The sequence below is a fragment of the Streptomyces sp. CLV115 genome, from assembly GCF_038448545.1.
Classification (GTDB): domain Bacteria; phylum Actinomycetota; class Actinomycetes; order Streptomycetales; family Streptomycetaceae; genus Streptomyces; species Streptomyces sanglieri.
Genome location: NZ_JBCEWQ010000081.1, coordinates 1 through 20,368 on the forward strand (window position 1 = coordinate 1; position 20,368 = coordinate 20,368).

Consider the following 20,368-nt stretch of genomic DNA (forward strand, 5'->3'; position numbering starts at 1 on the left):
CCTCCCGGCTCACCCGCCCCCGGTCGCTCCGGCCCGTACGCCGCGCCGCCACTGCACCGCGAGCACCACCAGCCCCACCGCCAGCCAGCACGTCCCCACCACCTGGGCGCTCCCGGTCGCCTCCACGATCACCGCGATCAGCACCCCTGCACCCACCACCGGCACCAGCACATGCCGCCACCAGCTGGGCGGCCCCGCCATCCGGCGTACGGCGAACCAGCCGACCACCGACGCGTGCAGCAGCACGAAGGCCGTCAGCGCGCCGATGTCGACGACCGACACCAGATGGTCGAGCCCGTCGTCGCGCCGGGCCGCCCACACCGCGGCGATCAGCGTGACCGTCGCGGCCAGCAGGATCGCGATCCGCGGCACCCCGGACCGCGGATCGACCCTGGAGAGCACCGAGGGAAGCCGCCGCTCCCTGGCCATCGCGAAGAGCAGCCGGCCCGCGGCCGCCTGCCCGGCCAGTGCCGCGAAGGCCGCCCCGATCGCCTTGCTGACGGCCACCAGATCGTGCAGCCAGCTCCCGACCGCCGAGTCCACCGTGTCGTAGAAGGCCGAGCCCTGCGCGGCCGGGTGGGCGGCCAGCTCCGCCGACGTCATCGGTTCCAGCAGCGCGGCCAGATACGCCTGCGCCACGAACAGCACACCCGCCAGCACCAGACAGAACAGCAGCGCCCGCGCCACCTTCGCCGAACCCCCGGTCACCTCCTCCGCGAACGAGGCGATCGCGTCGAACCCGAGATAGGACAGCACGGCCACCGACACCGCCCCCAGCACCGCCGCCGCGGAGAAGCCGGAATCACCGGTGAGCGGGGTCAGCCAGCCGCGTTGCGCCCCGTCCCGTACGAGCACCACCACCGCCGCCACCAGGAACACCAGCAGCACCACGATCTCCATCGCGAGCACCGCGAAGCCGACCCGGGCGGCGGCCCGCACACCCCACAGGTTCAGCAGTGTGGTGACGACGACGGCGAGCGCCGTCCACACCCACCGCGACACCGAGGGCACCAGAGAGTTCAGCGCGATCCCGGAGAAGAGATAGGCGACCGCCGGGATCAGCAGGTAGTCGAGCATCGCCATCCACCCGGCGATGAACCCCGGCCCCTCCCCGAGCCCCTTGCGTGCGTACGCGAAGACGGAACCCGCCAGCGGGGCGACCCGCACCATCTGGGCGTAGCTGAACGCCGTGAACGCCATCACCACGGTCGCCGCCACATAGACCAGCGCGACCGCGCCGTCGGACTTCGCGTCGAGCGTGCCGAACACCCCGACGGGCGCCATCGGCGCGATGAACAGGAGCCCGTAGACCACCAGATCCCGGAACCCGAGCGTCCGCCGCAGCCTGCCGCTCTCCTGATGCGCCCCTGCCGCCCCTGCCGCCCCTGCCGCCCCTGCCGTCCCCGCTGCCCCGGCTGACCCCGCCGCTGTCCCCTTCGGCTCAGTGCTGCCGCTGCCGGTGTCCGACATGGGCCCTCCCTCGATCGCGTACGGATCAGTCTCGCCACCCGGCCGATCTTCCGCGCGTTCGACTCGGCCTTACGATGGGTCGCATGACTGCTACGACACCTCGCCGCGTCCTGCTCGCCGCTCCCCGTGGCTACTGCGCGGGCGTGGACCGTGCCGTGATCGCCGTGGAGAAAGCCCTGGAGCAGTACGGCTCCCCGGTGTATGTGCGCCACGAGATCGTTCACAACAAGTACGTCGTACAGACCCTGGAGAAGAAGGGCGCGATCTTCGTCGAGGACACGGCGGAGGTCCCCGAGGGTTCGATCGTGATGTTCTCCGCGCACGGCGTCGCGCCGACCGTGCACGCGGAGGCGGCCGAGCGGAAGCTCGCCACGATCGACGCGACCTGCCCCCTGGTCACCAAGGTCCACAAGGAAGCCGTCCGCTTCGCGCAGGACGACTTCGACATCCTCCTGATCGGTCACGAGGGCCACGAGGAGGTCATCGGCACCTCCGGCGAGGCCCCCGACCACATCACGCTGGTCGACGGCCCCGAGGACGTCGCCGGTGTCGAGGTGCGCGACCCGTCGAAGGTCGTCTGGCTCTCCCAGACCACACTCTCCGTCGACGAGACGATGGAGACGGTCGGCGCGCTCAAGGAGAAGTTCCCGCTGCTGATCTCGCCGCCCAGCGACGACATCTGCTACGCCACGCAGAACCGCCAGATCGCGGTGAAGCAGATGGGCGCGGACGCCGACCTGGTGATCGTCGTCGGTTCGAAGAACTCCTCCAACTCGGTCCGCCTGGTCGAGGTCGCCCTCGGCGCCGGTGCGAACGACGCCCATCTGGTCGACTTCGCCGAGGAGATCGACGAGGCCTGGCTGGAGGGTGTCTCCACGGTCGGCGTCACCTCCGGGGCGTCGGTCCCCGAGGTGCTGGTCGACGGCGTCCTGGCCTGGCTTTCCGAGCGCGGCTTCGAGGACGTGGAGATCGTGAAGTCGGCCGAGGAGTCCATCACCTTCTCGCTGCCCAAGGAGCTCCGCCGCGATCTGCGCGCCGAGGCCGCCGCCCTCTCGCAGAAGTAGAGCCCCGGCGGCGCCCTGCTCCGCTTCCGGGACGTTCTGCTTTCGGGAAGTGGGCCGGGCAACCTGCCCGTACCGTGGACTGCATGCAGATCTTCGGCGTGGACATCGGCGGATCCGGGATCAAGGGCGCTCCCGTGGACCTGGACCGCGGAGACCTGGCGCAGGAGCGCCACAAAGTACTGACACCGCACCCGGCCACGCCCAAGGGCGTGGTCGAGTGCGTGGCCGAGGTCGTCGGCCATTTCGACTGGAAGGGCCCGGTGGGCGTGACCTTCCCGGGGGTCGTCACCGGCGGGGTCACCCGTACCGCCGCCAACGTCGACAAGGGCTGGATCGACACGGACGCCCGCGGACTGATCGGTGACCGTCTGGGCCTCCCCGTCACGGTGCTGAACGACGCGGACGCGGCCGGCGTCGCGGAGATGACCTTCGGCGCGGGCCGGGGCCGCAAGGGAACCGTGATCGTGCTGACGTTCGGTACGGGGATCGGCAGCGCCCTCTTCGTGGACGGCCGGCTCGTACCCAACACCGAGCTGGGCCATCTGGAGCTGAACGGCCACGACGCGGAGAAGCACGCCTCCACCAAGGCCAAGGAGGACGAGGACCTGAGCTGGCACCACTGGGCGCACCGGGTGCAGAAGTACCTGGCCCATGTGGAGATGCTGTTCTCGCCCGAGCTCTTCATCATCGGCGGCGGGGTCAGCCGCAAGGCCGACAAGTTCCTGCCCCTGATCGAGCACGTACGGGCCGAGATGGTCCCCGCGGAGCTTCAGAACAACGCGGGCATCGTAGGCGCCGCAATGGCGGCCGGAAGCAGCTAGGCCCTGTCCGCCCGTCGGCCCTCCGCGCCGCTCACCGGCGCGGGCGGCGCGGCGACTGCGAGGGGCGCGCCGTCTGCGCGGCGAGCAGCATGCGGCGCTGGCGCTGACGCATCAGCCGTACCTTCCGTACGGTCGCGATGAGACCGGCGATGAGCGTTCCGCCGTACAGCCACCCGGCGTGCACGGCGAGCGCCGTCACGACCGCCATGGTCTGGCCGCCGAACCCGCCCGTGCCTCCGGCGATCGGGATGACACCGACGGCGAACGCGATCGGCACGATGATCGGCGCGGTCACCAGGTCCGCGGGCCGCACCCACAGCGCGGTCAGCGCGCAGACCGGCAGGAACAGCACACCGAACACCACCGACGAACCGTCGAGGACCAGCAGGTCGAGGCAGGCCAGTACGAACATGGTGGCAGCGGCGAAGAGCCCGGCCCCGATCCCGGTCAACCGGGGATTCGGCAGCCTGCGCAGCGCGAGAACGACGGGCGGCACCGGACGTCGGGAACGGCCCTCCGGCGCGCTCACCACCCGGTAGACGGCCGCGGTCTCCTCGATGGTGCCCTGCGGGGACGGCGACGGGGACGGGGACGGGGAGGGGGGCAGCGGGGCCTGGCGAGACTGCCTGCGCTGCGGGGGACGTGTCCTGTGCTGCTCCACCGGGACAACGTAGGTCGCCGGGCAGCAGGAAGCGGGTACGGGACACGCCCTTTGCGCGACCTAGGGGATGAGTTCGATGCCACACGGCCGAACGGGAACCGAATCGGCACCCGGTACGGAACCGAATCGGCACCCGGCATGGAGCCGAATCGGCACCCGGCACGCAGCCGAGCCGGCACCCGGTACGGGGACCGAATCGGCACCCGGCACGGAGCCGAACCGGCACCCGGTGCGGGGGACCGGGCCGACACCCCGCACGGCGCCGAACCGCACTCGACACAGGGACCGAATCGGCACCCGACCGGACCCGTGGGGCCCCGGTCGCCCCCGCCCGTAAACTGGAGAATCGACCCACCCGGGCCGTGCAGAACCACCCCACTTCTCTCCACTCCTCAGGAAGTCGCCAACGTGTCGCTCACGATCGGAATCGTCGGCCTGCCGAATGTCGGCAAGTCGACCCTGTTCAACGCCCTGACCAAGAACGACGTGCTGGCGGCCAACTACCCGTTCGCCACGATCGAGCCCAACGTCGGCGTCGTCGGTGTCCCGGACGCCCGGCTGAACAAGCTGGCCGAGATCTTCGGCTCCCAGCGGCTGCTCCCCGCGACGGTCGACTTCGTCGACATCGCCGGCATCGTGCGCGGCGCCTCGGAGGGCGAGGGCCTGGGCAACAAGTTCCTCGCGAACATCCGCGAGTCCGACGCGATCTGCCAGGTCATCCGCGCCTTCAAGGACGAGAACGTCGTCCACGTCGACGGCAAGGTCTCGCCCAAGGACGACATCGAGACGATCAACACCGAGCTGATCCTCGCCGACCTCCAGTCCGTCGAGAAGGCCGTCCCGCGCCTCACGAAGGAGTCCCGCCTCCAGAAGGAGAAGGTCGCGGTCCTTGCCGCGGTCGAGGAGGCCCAGAAGATCCTCGAAGCGGGCGACACCCTCTTCCACGCCGGCATCACGGCCTCCACCGAGAAGGGCCGCCTCCTCCACGAGCTGCACCTCCTCACCACCAAGCCGTTCCTCTACGTCTTCAACGTCGACGAGGACGAGCTGGTCGACGAGGACTTCAAGAACGAGCAGCGCGCCCTGGTCGCCCCCGCCGAGGCGATCTTCCTCAACGCCAAGATCGAGTCCGAGCTGATCGAGCTCGACGACGACGAGGCCCTGGAACTCCTCCAGTCCATGGGCCAGGAAGAGCCCGGACTGGCCACCCTCGGCCGCGTCGGCTTCGACACCCTGGGCCTCCAGACCTACCTCACGGCAGGCCCGAAGGAAGCCCGCGCCTGGACGATCAAGAAGGGCGCCACGGCCCCCGAGGCGGCCGGTGTGATCCACACCGACTTCCAGAAGGGCTTCATCAAGGCGGAGATCGTCTCCTTCGAGGACCTGGTCGAGACCGGCTCGGTCGCCGAGGCCCGCGCCAAGGGCAAGGCCCGCATGGAGGGCAAGGACTATGTGATGCAGGACGGGGACGTCGTGGAGTTCCGCTTCAACGTGTGACAATTCGTTTTCTTGTCAGGAGTTGAACGTCTTCTCCACTACGCCCTTTACAGGGCCTAGTCTACTGAGGCTGTCAACAACGGCTCCCTAGCCCGAAATTGCCAGCCACATAGAGCGCACATACAGAGAGACCCCTAGCTGATTAGGCCGGGGGTCTCTCTGCGTTACAGGAAAGGGCTACTAGCTTCCGCCTGATTCGTCATCTTCATGGTTACCCAATGTGTTGTCGAACAGAGCTACCCAAGCGCCAAGGATGAACGCTGCGAAGAGGATTGCTGCATAGGCAACGTCTCTCTGGTCCTTGCCCGCTGTGCTGGCAAAGATGAGAAGTCCTCCAACGGCAGTGAGAGCCAACGGCGTTTTGGTCATCTTGAACAACCGGCCTCCTTTCCATCCCTGTGAGGATTAGCCCGAGGACTCAGGGAAGCAAGCGTTCCTGCACCTCTGTACGTGACAGCAGGATTCGGAAGTCAACGGCACTGCCCCTAGGGTCGTTCTCAGGGAAACAGCCGTACACATCGAAGAGGGTTGGGTTGCCGTTGTCCTCTCGCCACAGCACTTCCCCTGCCTTGTTCCTGATTCGACCAATGCGAGCATCTAGAGGAATCTCGGTAGGCGAGAACAACTGTAGGTAGTCCCGGTACTGGTAGTCCTTACCAAAGTCCTGGATAGAACCCCATGGACGAACAGAGCCGCCGGTTACCTTGATTACCTCAGGGTTGGCATAGTCGTACGTGTTGATGATGGCTCCCGAATCAGGGTCCTGATAGGAAACCGCCCGGTAGACCTCTGCCCGTAGCTCATAGCGCTTCATTGCAAGGAGTCTCACCAGGACCACAGCCTTTCAGCGATACGCCGTGACTCGCGGCTCTGCCTGTGCAGCTCTCGCCGGTAGCCGAACGGCTGTAGCTGAATCCTCCGAGACTTACGCCAAGACAGATTGGCAATGGCCTTCTGTGCAAGAGGTGACAGCCATACGTCCTTGTCACCAAACACCATCTTTGACTCGCCCTGTGTCACTGACTCCATGTTGGGCTGTTCAAAGACAGAGGTTGGGTCGTCCTCCATATAGGCGCACTGGTAAGCCGTAGCCTTCTTGAGCCATAGAAGGTCTGTCGTATTCGAGACTAGTTCCTCAGGCTTCCCTGAGGCTGTCTCAATGATTGCCTGAGCCTTCTTGATGGTTGCGTCATCGACGGATACCCCGGCGATATCGGCAACCTCTGTAATCGTTGCGTACATCCTTAGACCTCCAATCCTGGCCGAACAATAATCTTCTGTTCGGCTGTGTAATCAGCAGCCGCACCCTTTGTCAGCTTGAGCCTTAGGCGATAGTCGCCCGGCACATCAAAGACAACGGTGTTCGGCCACGTATAAGTCACCTGTCCTTCTGCGGCATTCGAGATTGCCGCCGTTCCGCCTGTACGGGTCACACCATCAGGACCGATGATGAGGACAGCGGCACCGGTATACGCGGAGAGACTTCTAGGGTTCCCTACCTCATCCTTGACCGTAATAGCCAAGGGTTCTACCGGCACGCTGCCCGCAATGTATTCGAGCATTACGCTTCTACCTCCATCGTTAGTTTCTTCCGTGCTAGTTCTATGCCGATAGAACGAGAGGCAAGCGTGAGAGTCATACGCTTACGTTCTAGTTCCGTATCCGCATACTTGTATGTCGGAGCGTTCGTAATCGCCAATGTGTATCCGAGTGTTCCAGTCACATTGGCTACCGCCGGATATCCAGCCTCCAACACAAGGGGAGGTGTTACAGGTTCCGACAGAACAACTGTGTATCCCTGCGTTCCACCGGTATACGCATTCGCCGGATATCCTGCCTCTAGAGCAATCGGCGGATTCGACACAGGTTCCGTCAGAACGATTGTGTATCCGAGTGTTCCACCGAACTGTGCGACGGGCGGATATCCGTATTCGAGATTCATTCGAACTCCTTACACAGATACCCGGAGGATTCCAGAATCGCTGTAGAACGTTCCTGATTCGGGGTCCTGCTCCAAGATGGACCACTGAATAGTCAGGTCCTGATTCGTGACTGTCTGCGCCGTACCGAAATCGACATAGCCGAGGAGAGGCTTACCCGTTGCTGTGTCGTCATAGATAACGGCATACCTGAATACAACGTTCGCATTCGTCCAAGTCGAATCCGCAGCATCGAACGTCCAATACTTGTTCGTTGTGTTGTATGTCAGTGTCTTGGATGCCAATGCGATTCCACCGGCCGTATATCCCGTTCCCGTTACCTCGTTCGCCGATACGTCTGCCCATTCGTCATGCGTGTTCCGATTCGGCGTATACGTTGACTTGACTAGCGCAACCTTGATGGTGTCGTTAACCAAATCCATCTGCTTTGTCATCATCTTCTGTAGAGCCGGGCCGTACCAATATGCTGTTGCCATTCGTCATCATTCCTTTCATTGAAAAGAGGGCAGGGCCGAAACCCTGCCCTCTAGAACCTCATCCCCTCAGGGATTAGGCACCGGCGGTAACCTCAAGGATTCCGAATGCCTCTGGACGCGCAACAGCGAATCCACGGCGGGCACGCATCTTGAGTACAGGCTCATCCGTACGGAAACCTGGCTCGTAAGAAAGCAGGCTCTCAGGACCAGAGCGAACACCTAGAACAAGGTGCTGGCGGTTACCCACGACTAGAAGAGGGTTGCCGTTAGGGGCACTGGTAGCCGTGGTGGAAGTCTTGGCACCGTAGGAGAAGGTGACGTCTAGACCGAACAGAGTCGAAGGAGTACCAGCGACACCCTCAACAAAGATTGGACGGCTGTTGTCGTCAAGGATTCCACGGAAAGCAGCCTTGAAGGAAGGATGCGCGATAACAACGGTGTCCGCGTCATTCGCGTAATCGCTGCCCTCGTAAAGCGCCATGGTGTCCGACAGCTTTGCGTAAGTCACCGCACCGGCAGTCGCAATCTTCTGACCAGAAGCAGCAGCCTTGTAAACCGAGGTGAACGGAACAGTGGTGCCGTTCTGAGTACCGGTAACACCAAGGCAGGCGTTGTCGAGCATACGGGCGTAATCAACAGCCCATTCGGCCTGGAAAGCCGCTACAGCGTTGGCAATAGCGTCCTCTAGGTCTTCCTCGGCAATGGTGACAGTCTTACCGAACTTCACCGCGTCAAGGATGACGTTATCCAGCGCAGCGTTAGAGTCGTTGTAGGGAGTTCCCTTTGCAACTACATCAACGCCAACGGCACCGACACGCGGCACCTTTGCAATGTCGCTTGACATAGCGAAGCGACGGGCAAGAGCCTCAATCGCAGAGTTCTGATTGACGCGAGTGATTACCTCAGAGCCGTACTCCTCAGGTACCCAAGCATCAGCATTAACACGAGCCATTTTCTTTTGTTCTCCAATTATTATTTAGTTGTCCGGGGGTCACGCCCCCGGATTCAGTTGTTGTTCTGTTGTGTATTCAGTTGTGTCGCAAGGATTTAGCCCTTGCGAAGATTTGCAGCGAGGATATCTGCGGAACTCTTCTGTGGACGTGCTTCCCGCTTATCTGCGACGTCTGCCCCTCCAGAAACCCTCTGCTGAGCGTTGAACAGCTCAGGAAGGTCCTCCTTCAAAGCGTCCAACTGTTCCTGTAGGCCCTCTAGCTCTCCTGTCTCCGTAACGGAAACCTTTGAGTAGTCGATGAACTTAGAAGCCTTGGCATTCGTCAATCCGGCGTTCCTAAGCTCATCCTGAGCCTTTGTCTGTAGGTAGTTCGTCCTGAGGGTCTGTGTCTCTGACTGGACAGCCTCTAGCTGTTCCTGTAGAGCCTTTGCCTCAAGGCGATAAGTCTTGGCTTCCTCGTTGGCCTTCTTCAAAGCCGCCCGGATAGCCTCAATCTCGTTCTCATCCATTACTTGTCTTGCCTCCATCTCGGATAGTTAGGGGTCATCTCGACCCGTTGGGTAATGGTGTGGTGCTGGGTTATGCAGCCTCAGCCTTGGAGCCGTCCGGAACGGCTGCCGTTGCCTTGGCATCAGGATTTAGGTCCTGAGATTCAGAATTTCCTGGTAGGTCCGAGCCGGCCTGGACCTCCTGGGTATTTTTCTCGGCAATCCAATTAGCCACCACGGCCGCGTCGTAACCCATCTCTGCTGCCACCTGTGCAAGGGGAATGCCAATCTGAATCTTCTTGTAAGCAATCTCCATTGCTTCCTTGGTGTCGAACGTCTCTACAGGCTTCCAATGAACCTGTACGTCTTCCTTGAATCCGGCCGATTCAAGAACGAACGTGAACACCTCTCGCCACGTAGCACCGAAGGACAGTTGCCGAGTCCGTACCTTCTTGACTAGTGGTGCCTCTGCGGTCCTCAGGGCCTCTCCGGACGGGATATTTCCCGTAGGCTCGAAGTAGTGCAGGGGAGTCTCTGTGATGGTTGCCAACGAGCGGATATAGACGCGCATAGGCTCAAGGAAGGACTCAGGCTTAGCCGGGTCTAGCTGCCCAATCTCCTTGACGTTGTTGAAGATGGTTAGCTCACCAGGAGTTGAGCCGGTAAGCGTGCTCTCTGAGCCCTCATCAAAGTCAGCGGCCTCTGAGGAAGCATCCTCGGTAAGCGCATAGCGCCACGGGAAGCCCTGGTAATCGTTGGCAGCCATCTGCGTAACGCAGAGCTTGTTAATCAAGTCCTGAGGCTCGTAAGCGTTCCTGTGCTCGGGCTTACCCTTTGGCCTCTCCGTACGGAAGTGGAACACAGGGACACGGCCAAGAGGGTTTGGCATGATGCCGTTGGAGTCGGTGAACTCATCAAGGAACGGCACAAAGTCAGAATCCTTAGGAGTCTGAGGAAGCCTCTCCGCACGGCTGACGTACTTCTCAATGCGGTCCTGGTAATACAGGTTCACGCGAGTACGGTTCTTGCCCTCAATCATGGTTTCCCACATCTTGGCAGCAACACGCTTTAGGCGGGGGTTCTCCTCCTCATAGAGGACAACCGTTGTCTTCGGGCTGTTGTAGTAAATCTCAAGAGAATCGCCCTCAGGCCACACCATCAGATAGGCGTCACCGTAAATCAGGGCCTTCTTGTGAATCTGGCCTACCTCTAGCTCAAGCTCATTGGAGGCCCAAACCCTGTCGAGATACTGTCCGGCTTCATCAGAGATTGCGGACACAGAAGTAATCTCAAGACGGTTGTTCACCGCGTTAACCGGAGTCGCCGCGAAGTTAAGGCGGAAACGGTCACTGGTGTGCCTTAGGGCACGCTTTAGAGCCATCGAGGTAAATACCTCTTCGGCTAGTCCTTCGTAGTAGTCTTCTGCTGTCTGGTAATCGTCTCTCCTATCTAGGATTTCGAGAACCGCGGTGGTTAGGTCTGTCATTTTTGGTTGTAGTTATCTCCTTGCTTTCAAGTATAAAGGAATTCTCTCCTAATTCCAAATAGAAAGGGCCAGCCGGCCCCCGGTTAGTAATTCTTTTTCCGGAGGCACGGCTAAAGGGTTCTAGATGTAGCTCTGACGCTTCACAGTCGTCTTAGCCTGAGGCTTGCCAAGGAAGTACAGGACCCCCGAGACAACCGCGTCCAGGACGTCATCATGGGACACCTTGGGGAACGCGAACATCTGCGTCTGTAGAGAGTCAAAGTGCCCGGTGTGGAACACCTTCCCCTTGCGGTAGAAGTCCAGAGCCCTAGCGGCCCTAATCTCCTTCTTCTCGGTGCTTCGCATGCTGCGGTACTTGGCTGGCACCCCATCAAAGACTGACTGCCAGAGGTCACCGCCCTGGTTCGTCTCGATGTACAGAACCTGAGCCCCGAACCGTTCGCAGAGTTCTAGAGCCTTCTCCCGTAGCTCAGGACCGGGCAACTTGAACTGGTCGGCATAGCGCACGTACAGGTTGCCGTCAGAGCCTCTGGAGACAACGGCAAAGCCTGTGTAGTCACTGGTCCTCTTTGTGGTGACAGCAGGGTCAATGCAAAGAAGAGTGTTGCCGTACTCCTCAGGCTGGCCAATGCGGATATCCGCGTCTGTCCAGTAGTCGGCACTGAGAGACACCGGCCGGTTCATGTAGTTCTTATGGAAGTCTCGCGTATGGCGAATCGAGTTGAGGTCTTCCAACGGCCAGAACTCAGGCCATAGCGATTCCTCTGAGCCATCAGGGTTCGTGATGATGGCAGGGAAGTAGTGCACCGAGATTCGAGCGTCCTCAACCCATCGGAATTCAGGGGCAAGGGACTCATAGAAGTCTCTGGCGTCCTGGTCCTGGTCCCCATTGTCGGCAACCAGCTCGGTTCCGGCCTCTGAGGCTGTGTCGGCAAGGGTCAGACTTGAGCCGCTAGAAGGGGTCTCAGAGGGCCTAGGAGAGGTCTCCTCAACTGAGGGCCTAGGGAAGGGGGTTGAGGCTGTCTCAGCGGCTTCTAGGGCCCCTCCTGAGCCATCTGCCAGATTCTCCGGGTATGACGCATTTTTGAAGGGTGTAGATATGGCCTCAAATGAAAAAATATCTTTAGTACCGCTTTTCTCATCCGTACCTATATGTCCGAATGAGGCTGCTACCTCCTTCTCGTTCCGTACCTCCTTCTTTGTATCAAGATGGCACGGAAGTACCTCCTTGTGACTCTGGCTATCCCATTCCCTCTTGGCTTCTCCGACTGTTCTCAATTGGTCAATGATTGAGCCGGGCATTGTTGTTGTTCCAACAATGGCAACCCGCGCATAGATGTTCAAAGGCAATGCAGCATCAAGGAGAGTCGTAAGCCTTCTCGATGCCTCAACCTCTGAGTACGTGGCCTCTGGCGGTTCGATGTCATCAAAGAGGAGAAGGTCTGGCCTCTGCCTACCAACCTTCATGCCGAGTGTCTTTGCATCAATGCCCTTGGCCATAAAGACAAAGCCGTTAGCCTGCATGATTTGGTCTGAGGACTGTGCAATGTGGCGCTTGACCTTCTGACCCATCATGGGGGTACAGAGGTCTGGAAAGTCGCTGGTCAGACGCTCGTTCGTGTCTAGCTCTGTCTTGAACGTCTGTAGGTGGTCCTCAGCCTGAGAAGCACTGTCAGAGAATGCAGCAACGAACCTGATGTGCCCATGAGCCGCCGCCCACATGGGGAGCAAAAGGAAAAGCCATGTGCTCTTACCCGCGTTTCTCGGAGCAATGAAACAGTCTCGGTATTCCCTTGGCTTAGTGACAGGGTTGGTCCAAGACTTCGCATACTCGATTAGGTCAAGGTGAAAGGCACTGAGGCTCTGACTGCCTGAGTCGCTAGTCAGGTGATGCGGGAGATACAGCCAAGCAAAGAGGAGAGGGTCATTGCGGGTAAGCGCTACTCGACCTTCTGTCCTGGTTAGCAACTCCTTTGGGTATGGGTTGATGTATGTCTGAATATCCATGTTCTGTCTGTTAGGTCCAATCCTTTCGTTTGTGCTGGTCAGAGGGGGTGCACAGAGGCCGGTGTCAGAAGTTGGCAGGCAACCTGTGACTACTTGCTACAAACATTGGTACAAATGTGCCGGCCTCTGGGTGTTGCTACAAATGTTGGTACATTGTCGGCAAGGGCTGAGCCTCTGTGTGGCTGCCTCAGGCCCTCTCAGAGGAGTCCTGGATAGACTGCCCGGAGTCCTTTTGTTCGGCCGTTAGAAAGGCGTCTAGAGCCTCTGCGAACGGGTCGCCCTGGTCCTGGTCCTTCTCGTGACCGGTGCGGGTAGTCGCCTTGCCCGAGATAAGTAGGTGCTTGTCGATTGCCTTACCTAGTCCATCCATGACCTTCTTGAAGTCGTCTGCGGACATATCGCGCTGCTTGTCCAAGAAGTCCATGGCGCGGTCAATGGCAACCTGTGCTGCGGTTAGTAGTTCTTCCTTCTCATAGAAGTCTCTATGTGCCGCTGCCCTACTCTTTAGTTCATCAAGGGATACATCAACCCCAAAGTCCTGTGCCCACTGGTTAGCGGTATTCCATGACTTTGGATATCCAATCTCCCGCATTGCCCTCGAATGTCCGAGTTCTGCGGCAACCTCTAGATATGCCTGCTTTTCCTCATTTGTGTACTTGGGTCCTGGCATTTTTCAATTTACGAACACGCGCGACGGGGGTACTACCTTCTAGACCTCCTCAGGCTGCTAGTCCTGGTTCCTTGTCCTACGGGTACGTACTTCGTACTGCGCTAGTTCGTCTTCCTTCCTCTCGATTAGATATAGGTACTCAAGGGCTGTCATGTCCCTTGGAATTTCGTATGTCTTGCCCTTGTGCTGGAACCTTAGTGGTCCCTCTTTCGTGCGCCTTGTTTTGTCAACTGCCATCTCTGTATCTCCTCCTCTAGATGCCTGAGTCTTATTCTCAAGTCCTCTGAGAGTTGCTTGGCTGCTTCTTGTAGCTTCATGGTTCCTCCTCTCACAACCCGCCGTTTTCTTCAATCTCAACTAGTTGTTGAGTCACCGCAATAACGCGATATAAGGAAGGGGAACCCCACTAGATTTTGAGGAGAAGAAGGCCCTAGCCATGAGTTTCTTCTAATGGGGTTCCCCGAGATGCAATCACAACAGAATGAGTAGAACTGTTTGATTACCTCTATTCTATCAAGAATGCTTCCAAATGCATAATTCAAAGGCTCAGCCGGCTCGGGGTTATCGGGCCACTTCCTTGCGCAGTTCTATAAGGAAGTCATCTGCCTTCTTCTTCTCCAAAGACTTGCCTACTGTCCAACCTAGATAGAAGGCGAGTAGGACAAGGATGAGCATTGCCGTTAGTTCCATGGTTCTCCTTTCTGTGGTTACTTCTTCCGTACCTCAATGACGTACTGAGGCTCCTTCTCCTTCTGTGCCTTGACGCCTCTGCTCTTGCCGTACAGGAAGGCTGCAAGGATGAGAAGGATGATGGTGAGTGTCATTGGTTCTCCTTGTGTCTGAGGCTCTGTGAGCCTGTGTGAGCTTCCGGGCATCCTCAGACACCCGGCCGTTTTTATAGAGCCTGAGAAAGGCGTACAGGGCCCCTCTCAGGTCTCCTACTGGTTCCCGCTCTCGACCTTCTCGACTACCGCCACAAAGTCGATGCTGAGCATCAACATGGCGAACGTGTCCTCGATGCAGTCAATGCATACCTTGGGCTTCTTAGAACCCCACGGGAAGCACTGTCGGTTCTTTGGAAGCCATGTACCGCACTTCTCGCAACCGATGCCATTCCGTCTTGTGAAGTCGTCCATCTCTTCCATGCGCCTTACCACTCCTCTGAGTCGATACCAGTCTTCTTAACAGCCACAGGCTCAGGGATAGAGTCCGTGACGCACCAACGTGCTCGCAAAGCACCAGCCATGTCCGGCCGGTGGTTCGGGTCATTGAACTTCCTGCGGGCCTCTGCCTCATGCTCAGAGGAACCGAGGATTACCTCAACCTCTTCCGCCTCTGTCGAGCGGCCTTCCAACAGCTCTGCCTTCTTCCCAGCAAAGAGAGAGCGGGTCTTCTTAACAACCGCCCCCGGTTCGGCGGCATCCTTCTCCATAGAAGACAAAGGGGAGTCAGTAACTACTGAGGACAAAGGAGAGGAGTCAACATCCTTAGTTCCTTCATCCTTCCTTGTCTCTAGTTCTTCCTTGTTCTTAGTAGAAGAAAGAGTAGAAGGATAGGTAGAAGGTAGGACACTGTGTCCCTCATCCGGGACAGAATGTCCGTCAACGTGGACAGAATGTCCGTCAACCTCATTGGGAGACTCTGTGTCCTCATCAATGACGGACACTGTGTCCGGCAATGGATGGAACCAGAGGTCAACCGAGCGGCTGTTCCTCTCTACCTTTGAGAAGTACCTGAGTACGTTCTCGTTCTCCTTGGCGAAAACGCGGTAAGCAGTCTTGGAGGAAGACTTAACGTCCTCTGCCAATCCCTCAAGACTCATCCTTACCTTGCAGGACTTGTTGTCCGTGCGAAGAACCGCCGCAAACATGAAAGCCTTCTGCGTAGTGCTCAGGCTCTTGTCATCTCTGATGGCACGCATTGTGCCTAGTACGTCAAACTTCATTCTGTTCTACATCTCCAATATCTGTGTGTGTTTGGGTAAGAAACCAAAAAGGCCCCCGGCTTCAGGGACTAGCTGAAACCGAGGGCCTTATACACACTACAGATATCCAAATGTAGTAGCTTAGAAGATTCCTCCTTGGCGTCTAGTCCACACCGTTGGAACGATTTGTTCTTACGTCTTTAATCATAACACGGGTGACTGACAAAGCCGGGGGTTTGTATCAGTCTTTGTGTCACGGTCTAGTAACGGTTATCGGAGACTTATTGAATAACCCTGGAATTATCAGCCGGCCTCGGGTTATCGGGGTAATTTCCAAAGCGCTCAGACGTTTTTCTAGGGCTGCTCTCGGGGGTGCTCTGGTAACCTTCTGCCCCCGCAGCACACAAGGGAGAGGGAACGTGGCAAAGCGCGTCATCATCGAGTCTGACTTGTCCGGAGAGCCGGACGCTTCTTCTGTGTCGTTCGCCTTTGACGGCAAGAACTACACCGTTGACCTGACCGAGGCAGAGAAGGAGGAGTTTGCCAAGCTGCTCTCTCCGTACCTTGACGTTGCTGAGGAAGCCACGGTTACCGGGCAGGTGAGCATTCCGGCACAGAGCACGGGTCCTGACCCTGCCAAGGTTCGTGCTTGGGCCCAGGAGAACGGCATTGAGGTCAACGCCAAGGGTCGCGTGCCTCACAGCGTCATTGCTCAGTATGAGCGTGCACAGAACGAATCGGCAGACGCCTGATTTTCCCCAGACAAACAGAGAGGCCCTAGGGAATCTATCCCTAGGGCCTTTCTTGTGTTTCTAGGCTTCTGGAGGCTTGACCACAAAGGTTCCCTTGTTGGGAAGGGTCCTCACCAAGCCTCTGTCTCTCAGCTCTTGTACGGCCCTTCTGGCCGTTCCATGGGCTACGCCGTACTGAGCGCCCATGTCCCGCTCGTTCGGCAGCCTGCTGCCCACGGGGAGTCGTCCGGCCCTGATGTCCGCCTCAACCCTGTCGGCAACCTCTACGTACACGTAGCCGATGCTGTCGCTCATGCTCGCGAACCTAGGGCGGTGACCAGCGCCAAGCATCCCCGGAGGGTCCCATGGGGTCGTATGGGGTCCCCTGGGGCGGTATGGAGCGGTAGCCTCTGAGCTGCACAGAAACAAGGTGGGCCCGCAACCGCGCGAACGGTCCGGGCCCTGGTCCACGCTGATAAGGAGCGCAGACAGGTGCAGCATATCCAGACTTCTCGGGGGTGCCTGTGACTGAGGCACCAGCACGGAACAATGCGACTCCCGAGGTCAAGGCATGGGGTTGGACTCAGACGCCCTCTGTAGTGCCTCTCTCTCGAAAGGTCTTCCGTAAGTGGCTGGCAAGGGTGAATGCCTCTCACTTTGAAGAGGACGCAACTCTGTGCTTCATGGAGTTGCTGACCAACGCCATTCGGATTCCTTCCCCGGACAAACTCACTGACACAAGGTGGATTCTCTATGAGGACAGGCTGAGGGTTGAGGTTAGGGACTATTCCCCTGACGCTCCGTACCTTTCCCCCTCTGACTCAGAGTCAGAGTCGGGCAGAGGATTAATCCTGGTCCACCTGCTTGCCGACAAGTGGGGCTATGACCACTGCTCCTTCCTTGACGGGCAGGGCGGGTACCTCCCTGGTAAGACTGTGTGGTTCGAACTGCACAAGTAGCCAGACAGCAAGAGGCCCGGTACCAACTTCGGTACCGGGCCTCTGTGTTGCCCCTGTGGGGCTCTGTGCGTCCGACTGAGAGCCTGTAAGGCTGCCTAGGTCTCTGGATGCCCCGGAAGTCTCCTAGGGACTCTCAGGGGCTCTCAGGCCGGTTGCTGGCCGAACGCCTTCATGACTCCCTCGTTGATGTCGCTCTCATGGGTCTGGACGTAGTACCGCAGCGATACGGCAACGTCGTGGTGCCGCATCTGCTTTTGCAGCACGTTCGGGCTAACTCCCGCTCTGACTAGCTCAGTTGCGAACTTGTGCCTGAGCTGATGGGGGTTGATGTCCAACCCAATCTTCTTTGCGGCACGCCTCATGCCGACATAGACCGTGTTGTGAGACTTGGTTGCCTCAAAGGCCCTGTACTCCTCTGCGAACCACTCAGGCACATAGACAGGCCCGGCAGTCTTGGGAGTGGCGATAGAGCCGTCAGGAAGCCTCTGCCGGTCAACCGTGATGACGTTGCCTTTGATGGGCTGAGAGACACAGGCTTCTCCGATACGCAGTCCCGCGTAGAGCATCGAGAAGGCGTAGGTGCGATAGAGGCTCTTGCCGAAAGCCTCATGGATTTGCTCGATGCTCGGGAGGTCATAGAGCTTCTGTGCCGGACGGGGGCAAGGAACCTTCACTCCGAGGCAAGCACGGAGATTGATTGCGTGCTTCCGACGGGTGCCCGGAGAAAGGACACCACTGAGAACGTTGGAGAGGTACCGAACGGTTGCCTTCTCGGCAGGAACGTCCTCAAGCTCAAGGTTACGGAGAGTCCCCAGGTACTCCCGATACGTGCTCTCTTTGATTGCCCTGTCTGCCAGCCTTTCGAGCGCAAGTTCAAGGCAAGTCTTCTGCATGTCCACCGTGTCTCCGATGACCAGGCACCAGAGGGGAGTGTCAGAAGTTCCAGGGGAACTCCAACAGTCCTCTGATGCAGGACGGCGACGTGGTGGAGTTCCGCTTCAACGTCTAGCAGGCGCCATTTCGGCACGTTGCTGATCTGGCAGGCATGCAGGTCAGGAGGGGTCCGGCTCTTCGGAGGCGGGCCCCTGGTTCTCTTTCCGTGTCGGGGTCGTGGGAGGGCTCGTCAGGGCACGGCGGCTTTGCGGTGTGACCCGGGGGCGGCGTCCTCCAGGAGGCCGGGGTGCGTGCGGTGTCGAGGGGCCGCACGCACCGTGCTCCGCGCTGTTGGCATGGTCGCTGCCGTCGGGGAGGACCGACGTGGTCAGCTCTCCCAGTCGACGGACGCCACGGTCCCGTCGCCGGCCATCTTGACGGCAAGGAGCTCGTCACTGGTCTCGGCGTCGATCGTGTAGTCCACGACGATCCGGGCCTCGGCCTCCCCGGTCAGGTGCCACAGTCCGATATGGACGGGGTGCATGGCCGCGGTGAACGCGTCGACGCTGATCGCTGCGCCGTTCGCATCCCGGATGAGGCGCTTGATCACTTCGGCGTCGTCGAGTTCGTCGGCGTGGTGGTCGATGAAGTACCGGTCCTGCCGCAGGTTCTCGCGGATCGCTGCCCGAGCCGCGGTGTCCAGAGCCGGCAGATGGGCCAGGCGCGTCGCGAAGGCGTCCAGTTCGTCCGCGTCCAGCCCGGACTTGGGGTCGGCCCACAGCCGGACTTCGGCCTTGCTGCTTCCCAGCGAGGCCGTGCCTTCCCAGATGACGTCCGTCTCGTCCGCCGACGGAACCTCAAGGTGCCCGAAGTAGGGGTGATCGATGCTTTTCATGGGGCCTGTCATTCCGATGGATGGACGGTACCGGTACGGCTTGAGGAGCGGTGAGCATCCCTGGCACACGATACGGCCCGATCGTTTCGCGTGGCGGAGCCGAATGCCCCTCCTGATTCTCAGGTCCTGGCCGGTGGCCGCCGCCGCTGTGCGGCGTCGGCTTCCTGGGTCTTCTCTTGTTCTGTCTTCTGTTCTGCCGCAGGTTCCGTGCTCGGGTCCTGCCGGGACCGCAGGTCGGTGAGGAGGCCGTCCAGTGCGTTGTCGAGGGTGGCGGCATTGGTGTGGTCGAACCAAGTGGTCCGGATGCGTTCGTTGTTGCCCGCGGGGGTTTCGTGGTCGGCGGCCGGGTGCGCCGGGTGCGTCACGGTGACGGAGCGGCGTTCGCGTACGGAAGGCAGCGGGATGGCGCGGACCAGCGGGGCGTCGGTGGCGAGCATGCCGCGCAGGTCGTCGTTCGAGACCCCGGCCATCACGTTGACCACCACCTTGCCGCCGTCCACTCGCAGACCGTTCAGCGCCTCGTGGCGGTCCTGGCGGCGTACGGCGACGACGATCAAGTCGGCGCGGTCCACGACCTGTTGGTTGTCGACGCAGACGTGTACCCCGTCGAACCGCTCGGAGAGTCCGGCGGCGGTGCGGGCGCCGCGCGGCGAGAGGAACACCTCGGGCGTCGGGCCGGCCGCGTCGCACAGGCCCTCCACGAGGGCCCGGCCGATCTCTCCCACTCCGATGACGCCGATACGTTTCACGGTGCCGTCCGCTCCGGTGTGTGGTGATCGTGACCCGCGCCCGTGAGGTCTCGCGGATTCCTCCACAGCAGGGTGAGGGCCAGGGCGCCGGCCAGACAAGGGGCGACCCCGGCCCAGCCCAGGCTCGGCGGCAGGCCGGTCGAGCCGGAGGTGTCCCTGGTGAGCAGCCCGATCAGCCCGGTGCCTGTGCCCAGCACGAACAGCGCGGTCGAGGCGGGGCGGGCCCATCGCCTGCCCGTCGTGACGGCCCAGGTTGCCGTGGACCAGGCCAGAATGCCCAGCACTCCGATGACGGACAGCAGGACGAGGTAGGTGCTGACGGCCGAGTCCACCCTGGCCTGGGAGTAGGCCGGGTATCCGGCTCGGACGTGGTCGGCCAGCAGATGGGTGGTGGCGCGGTCGGCGTACGGGGCGGCGGTCGCGATGACGGTGAGTCCAAGTCCCGCGTACAACGCGCCGATTGCCCCTCGCATGTGGGTTGTCTTCGGCATCGGCGTCCTCTCGGTCTGTGTCATGTGATGGCACGTCGCGGCATGGCGCGTTGCGGCCTGTCATTTCGTGGTGTGTTGCGTTGTGTTGTGTGATGTTGCGTCAGGTCCATCGGGTGGCCCTTGCTCCGGCAGGGCTGTGCGGGGGAATTCGAGGCCCCGGCGGGGGCGTATGCGACGGCGGTGATGCCGTGCGTGTCCTTCCTCCGCCCAAGCG

Annotated in this window: 24 protein-coding genes; 5 read left to right on the forward strand and 19 right to left on the reverse strand. The window is 60.2% G+C overall.

Going from position 1 to position 20,368, the window contains the following annotated elements:
- Positions 1 to 9 precede the first annotated feature (9 nt).
- Positions 10 to 1,470, reverse strand: a complete 1,461-nt coding sequence (locus AADR41_RS25325; RefSeq protein ID WP_342283699.1) for an APC family permease — start codon at positions 1,468 to 1,470, stop codon at positions 10 to 12.
- A 74-nt stretch (positions 1,471 to 1,544) separates the two neighbouring features.
- Between AADR41_RS25325 and AADR41_RS25330 the strand changes: the two genes are divergently transcribed.
- Positions 1,545 to 2,534, forward strand: a complete 990-nt coding sequence (locus AADR41_RS25330) for a 4-hydroxy-3-methylbut-2-enyl diphosphate reductase (protein WP_342283700.1) — start codon at positions 1,545 to 1,547, stop codon at positions 2,532 to 2,534.
- A gap of 83 nt (positions 2,535 to 2,617) precedes the next feature.
- Positions 2,618 to 3,355 (forward strand): polyphosphate--glucose phosphotransferase, encoded by a 738-nt coding sequence (ppgK, locus tag AADR41_RS25335; protein ID WP_342283701.1) that lies wholly within the window; start codon positions 2,618 to 2,620, stop codon positions 3,353 to 3,355.
- 31 nt (positions 3,356 to 3,386) lie between these two features.
- On the opposite strand, the gene AADR41_RS25340 is transcribed toward ppgK, so the two are convergent.
- On the reverse strand, positions 3,387 to 3,884 hold the full coding sequence (locus AADR41_RS25340) for a DUF6542 domain-containing protein (RefSeq protein ID WP_342283733.1): 498 nt from the start codon (positions 3,882 to 3,884) through the stop codon (positions 3,387 to 3,389).
- Positions 3,885 to 4,424: 540 nt separating this feature from the next.
- On the opposite strand from AADR41_RS25340, the gene ychF reads away from it, so the two are divergent.
- A complete protein-coding gene (ychF, locus tag AADR41_RS25345) occupies positions 4,425 to 5,513 on the forward strand; it encodes a redox-regulated ATPase YchF (RefSeq protein ID WP_072483973.1) in 1,089 nt (362 codons plus the stop codon).
- Between the two features lie 180 nt (positions 5,514 to 5,693).
- Here the strand turns inward: ychF and AADR41_RS25350 are convergent, their stop codons facing one another.
- The 12 genes from AADR41_RS25350 to AADR41_RS25405 all read right to left on the reverse strand — a co-directional run bounded on the left by AADR41_RS25350 (position 5,694) and on the right by AADR41_RS25405 (position 15,477).
- Positions 5,694 to 5,891, reverse strand: coding sequence for a hypothetical protein (locus AADR41_RS25350; RefSeq protein WP_342283703.1), 198 nt, complete (start codon positions 5,889 to 5,891; stop codon positions 5,694 to 5,696).
- Between the two features lie 40 nt (positions 5,892 to 5,931).
- On the reverse strand, positions 5,932 to 6,327 hold the full coding sequence (locus AADR41_RS25355) for a hypothetical protein (RefSeq protein WP_342283704.1): 396 nt from the start codon (positions 6,325 to 6,327) through the stop codon (positions 5,932 to 5,934).
- Between the two features lie 11 nt (positions 6,328 to 6,338).
- Positions 6,339 to 6,755, reverse strand: coding sequence for a hypothetical protein (locus tag AADR41_RS25360; RefSeq protein WP_342283705.1), 417 nt, complete (start codon positions 6,753 to 6,755; stop codon positions 6,339 to 6,341).
- 2 nt (positions 6,756 to 6,757) lie between these two features.
- Complete coding sequence (locus AADR41_RS25365; protein WP_342283706.1) at positions 6,758 to 7,075, reverse strand: hypothetical protein; 318 nt, start codon at positions 7,073 to 7,075, stop codon at positions 6,758 to 6,760.
- Between the two features lie 389 nt (positions 7,076 to 7,464).
- Positions 7,465 to 7,929, reverse strand: coding sequence for a hypothetical protein (locus AADR41_RS25370; RefSeq protein WP_342283707.1), 465 nt, complete (start codon positions 7,927 to 7,929; stop codon positions 7,465 to 7,467).
- 73 nt (positions 7,930 to 8,002) lie between these two features.
- The gene (locus tag AADR41_RS25375; RefSeq protein ID WP_342283708.1) at positions 8,003 to 8,881 is read right to left on the reverse strand and encodes a phage major capsid protein; all 879 of its coding nucleotides are present in this window, start codon (positions 8,879 to 8,881) and stop codon (positions 8,003 to 8,005) included.
- 95 nt (positions 8,882 to 8,976) lie between these two features.
- Positions 8,977 to 9,390: a phage scaffolding protein gene (locus AADR41_RS25380; RefSeq protein WP_342283709.1), complete on the reverse strand. Its 414-nt coding sequence runs from the start codon at positions 9,388 to 9,390 to the stop codon at positions 8,977 to 8,979.
- A gap of 70 nt (positions 9,391 to 9,460) precedes the next feature.
- Positions 9,461 to 10,855, reverse strand: a complete 1,395-nt coding sequence (locus AADR41_RS25385; protein WP_342283710.1) for a phage portal protein — start codon at positions 10,853 to 10,855, stop codon at positions 9,461 to 9,463.
- 120 nt (positions 10,856 to 10,975) lie between these two features.
- Positions 10,976 to 12,862: a phage terminase large subunit family protein gene (locus tag AADR41_RS25390; RefSeq protein ID WP_342283711.1), complete on the reverse strand. Its 1,887-nt coding sequence runs from the start codon at positions 12,860 to 12,862 to the stop codon at positions 10,976 to 10,978.
- Positions 12,863 to 13,049: 187 nt separating this feature from the next.
- Positions 13,050 to 13,532 carry a hypothetical protein gene (locus tag AADR41_RS25395; RefSeq protein WP_342283712.1) on the reverse strand — a complete coding sequence of 161 codons (483 nt, stop codon included), beginning with the start codon at positions 13,530 to 13,532 and terminating at the stop codon, positions 13,050 to 13,052.
- A gap of 938 nt (positions 13,533 to 14,470) precedes the next feature.
- Positions 14,471 to 14,677 (reverse strand): hypothetical protein, encoded by a 207-nt coding sequence (locus tag AADR41_RS25400; protein ID WP_342283713.1) that lies wholly within the window; start codon positions 14,675 to 14,677, stop codon positions 14,471 to 14,473.
- A gap of 5 nt (positions 14,678 to 14,682) precedes the next feature.
- On the reverse strand, positions 14,683 to 15,477 hold the full coding sequence (locus tag AADR41_RS25405) for a hypothetical protein (RefSeq protein ID WP_342283714.1): 795 nt from the start codon (positions 15,475 to 15,477) through the stop codon (positions 14,683 to 14,685).
- A 398-nt stretch (positions 15,478 to 15,875) separates the two neighbouring features.
- Between AADR41_RS25405 and AADR41_RS25410 the strand changes: the two genes are divergently transcribed.
- Positions 15,876 to 16,208: a histone-like nucleoid-structuring protein Lsr2 gene (locus tag AADR41_RS25410; protein WP_342283715.1), complete on the forward strand. Its 333-nt coding sequence runs from the start codon at positions 15,876 to 15,878 to the stop codon at positions 16,206 to 16,208.
- Positions 16,209 to 16,268: 60 nt separating this feature from the next.
- Here the strand turns inward: AADR41_RS25410 and AADR41_RS25415 are convergent, their stop codons facing one another.
- Positions 16,269 to 16,502, reverse strand: coding sequence for a winged helix-turn-helix domain-containing protein (locus AADR41_RS25415; protein WP_342283716.1), 234 nt, complete (start codon positions 16,500 to 16,502; stop codon positions 16,269 to 16,271).
- Positions 16,503 to 16,786: 284 nt separating this feature from the next.
- On the opposite strand from AADR41_RS25415, the gene AADR41_RS25420 reads away from it, so the two are divergent.
- Complete coding sequence (locus tag AADR41_RS25420; RefSeq protein WP_342283734.1) at positions 16,787 to 17,146, forward strand: ATP-binding protein; 360 nt, start codon at positions 16,787 to 16,789, stop codon at positions 17,144 to 17,146.
- Positions 17,147 to 17,289: 143 nt separating this feature from the next.
- On the opposite strand, the gene AADR41_RS25425 is transcribed toward AADR41_RS25420, so the two are convergent.
- The 4 genes from AADR41_RS25425 to AADR41_RS25440 form a co-directional block, all read right to left on the reverse strand.
- Positions 17,290 to 18,039 (reverse strand): tyrosine-type recombinase/integrase, encoded by a 750-nt coding sequence (locus AADR41_RS25425; RefSeq protein ID WP_342283735.1) that lies wholly within the window; start codon positions 18,037 to 18,039, stop codon positions 17,290 to 17,292.
- A 368-nt stretch (positions 18,040 to 18,407) separates the two neighbouring features.
- A complete protein-coding gene (locus AADR41_RS25430) occupies positions 18,408 to 18,914 on the reverse strand; it encodes a DUF2004 domain-containing protein (RefSeq protein ID WP_342283717.1) in 507 nt (168 codons plus the stop codon).
- A 119-nt stretch (positions 18,915 to 19,033) separates the two neighbouring features.
- A complete protein-coding gene (locus AADR41_RS25435; protein ID WP_342283718.1) occupies positions 19,034 to 19,663 on the reverse strand; it encodes an NAD(P)-binding domain-containing protein in 630 nt (209 codons plus the stop codon).
- The gene (locus AADR41_RS25440) at positions 19,660 to 20,136 is read right to left on the reverse strand and encodes a hypothetical protein (protein WP_342283719.1); all 477 of its coding nucleotides are present in this window, start codon (positions 20,134 to 20,136) and stop codon (positions 19,660 to 19,662) included. The genes AADR41_RS25435 and AADR41_RS25440 overlap by 4 nt, the downstream gene beginning before the upstream one ends.
- Between the last annotated feature and the right edge of the window lie 232 nt (positions 20,137 to 20,368).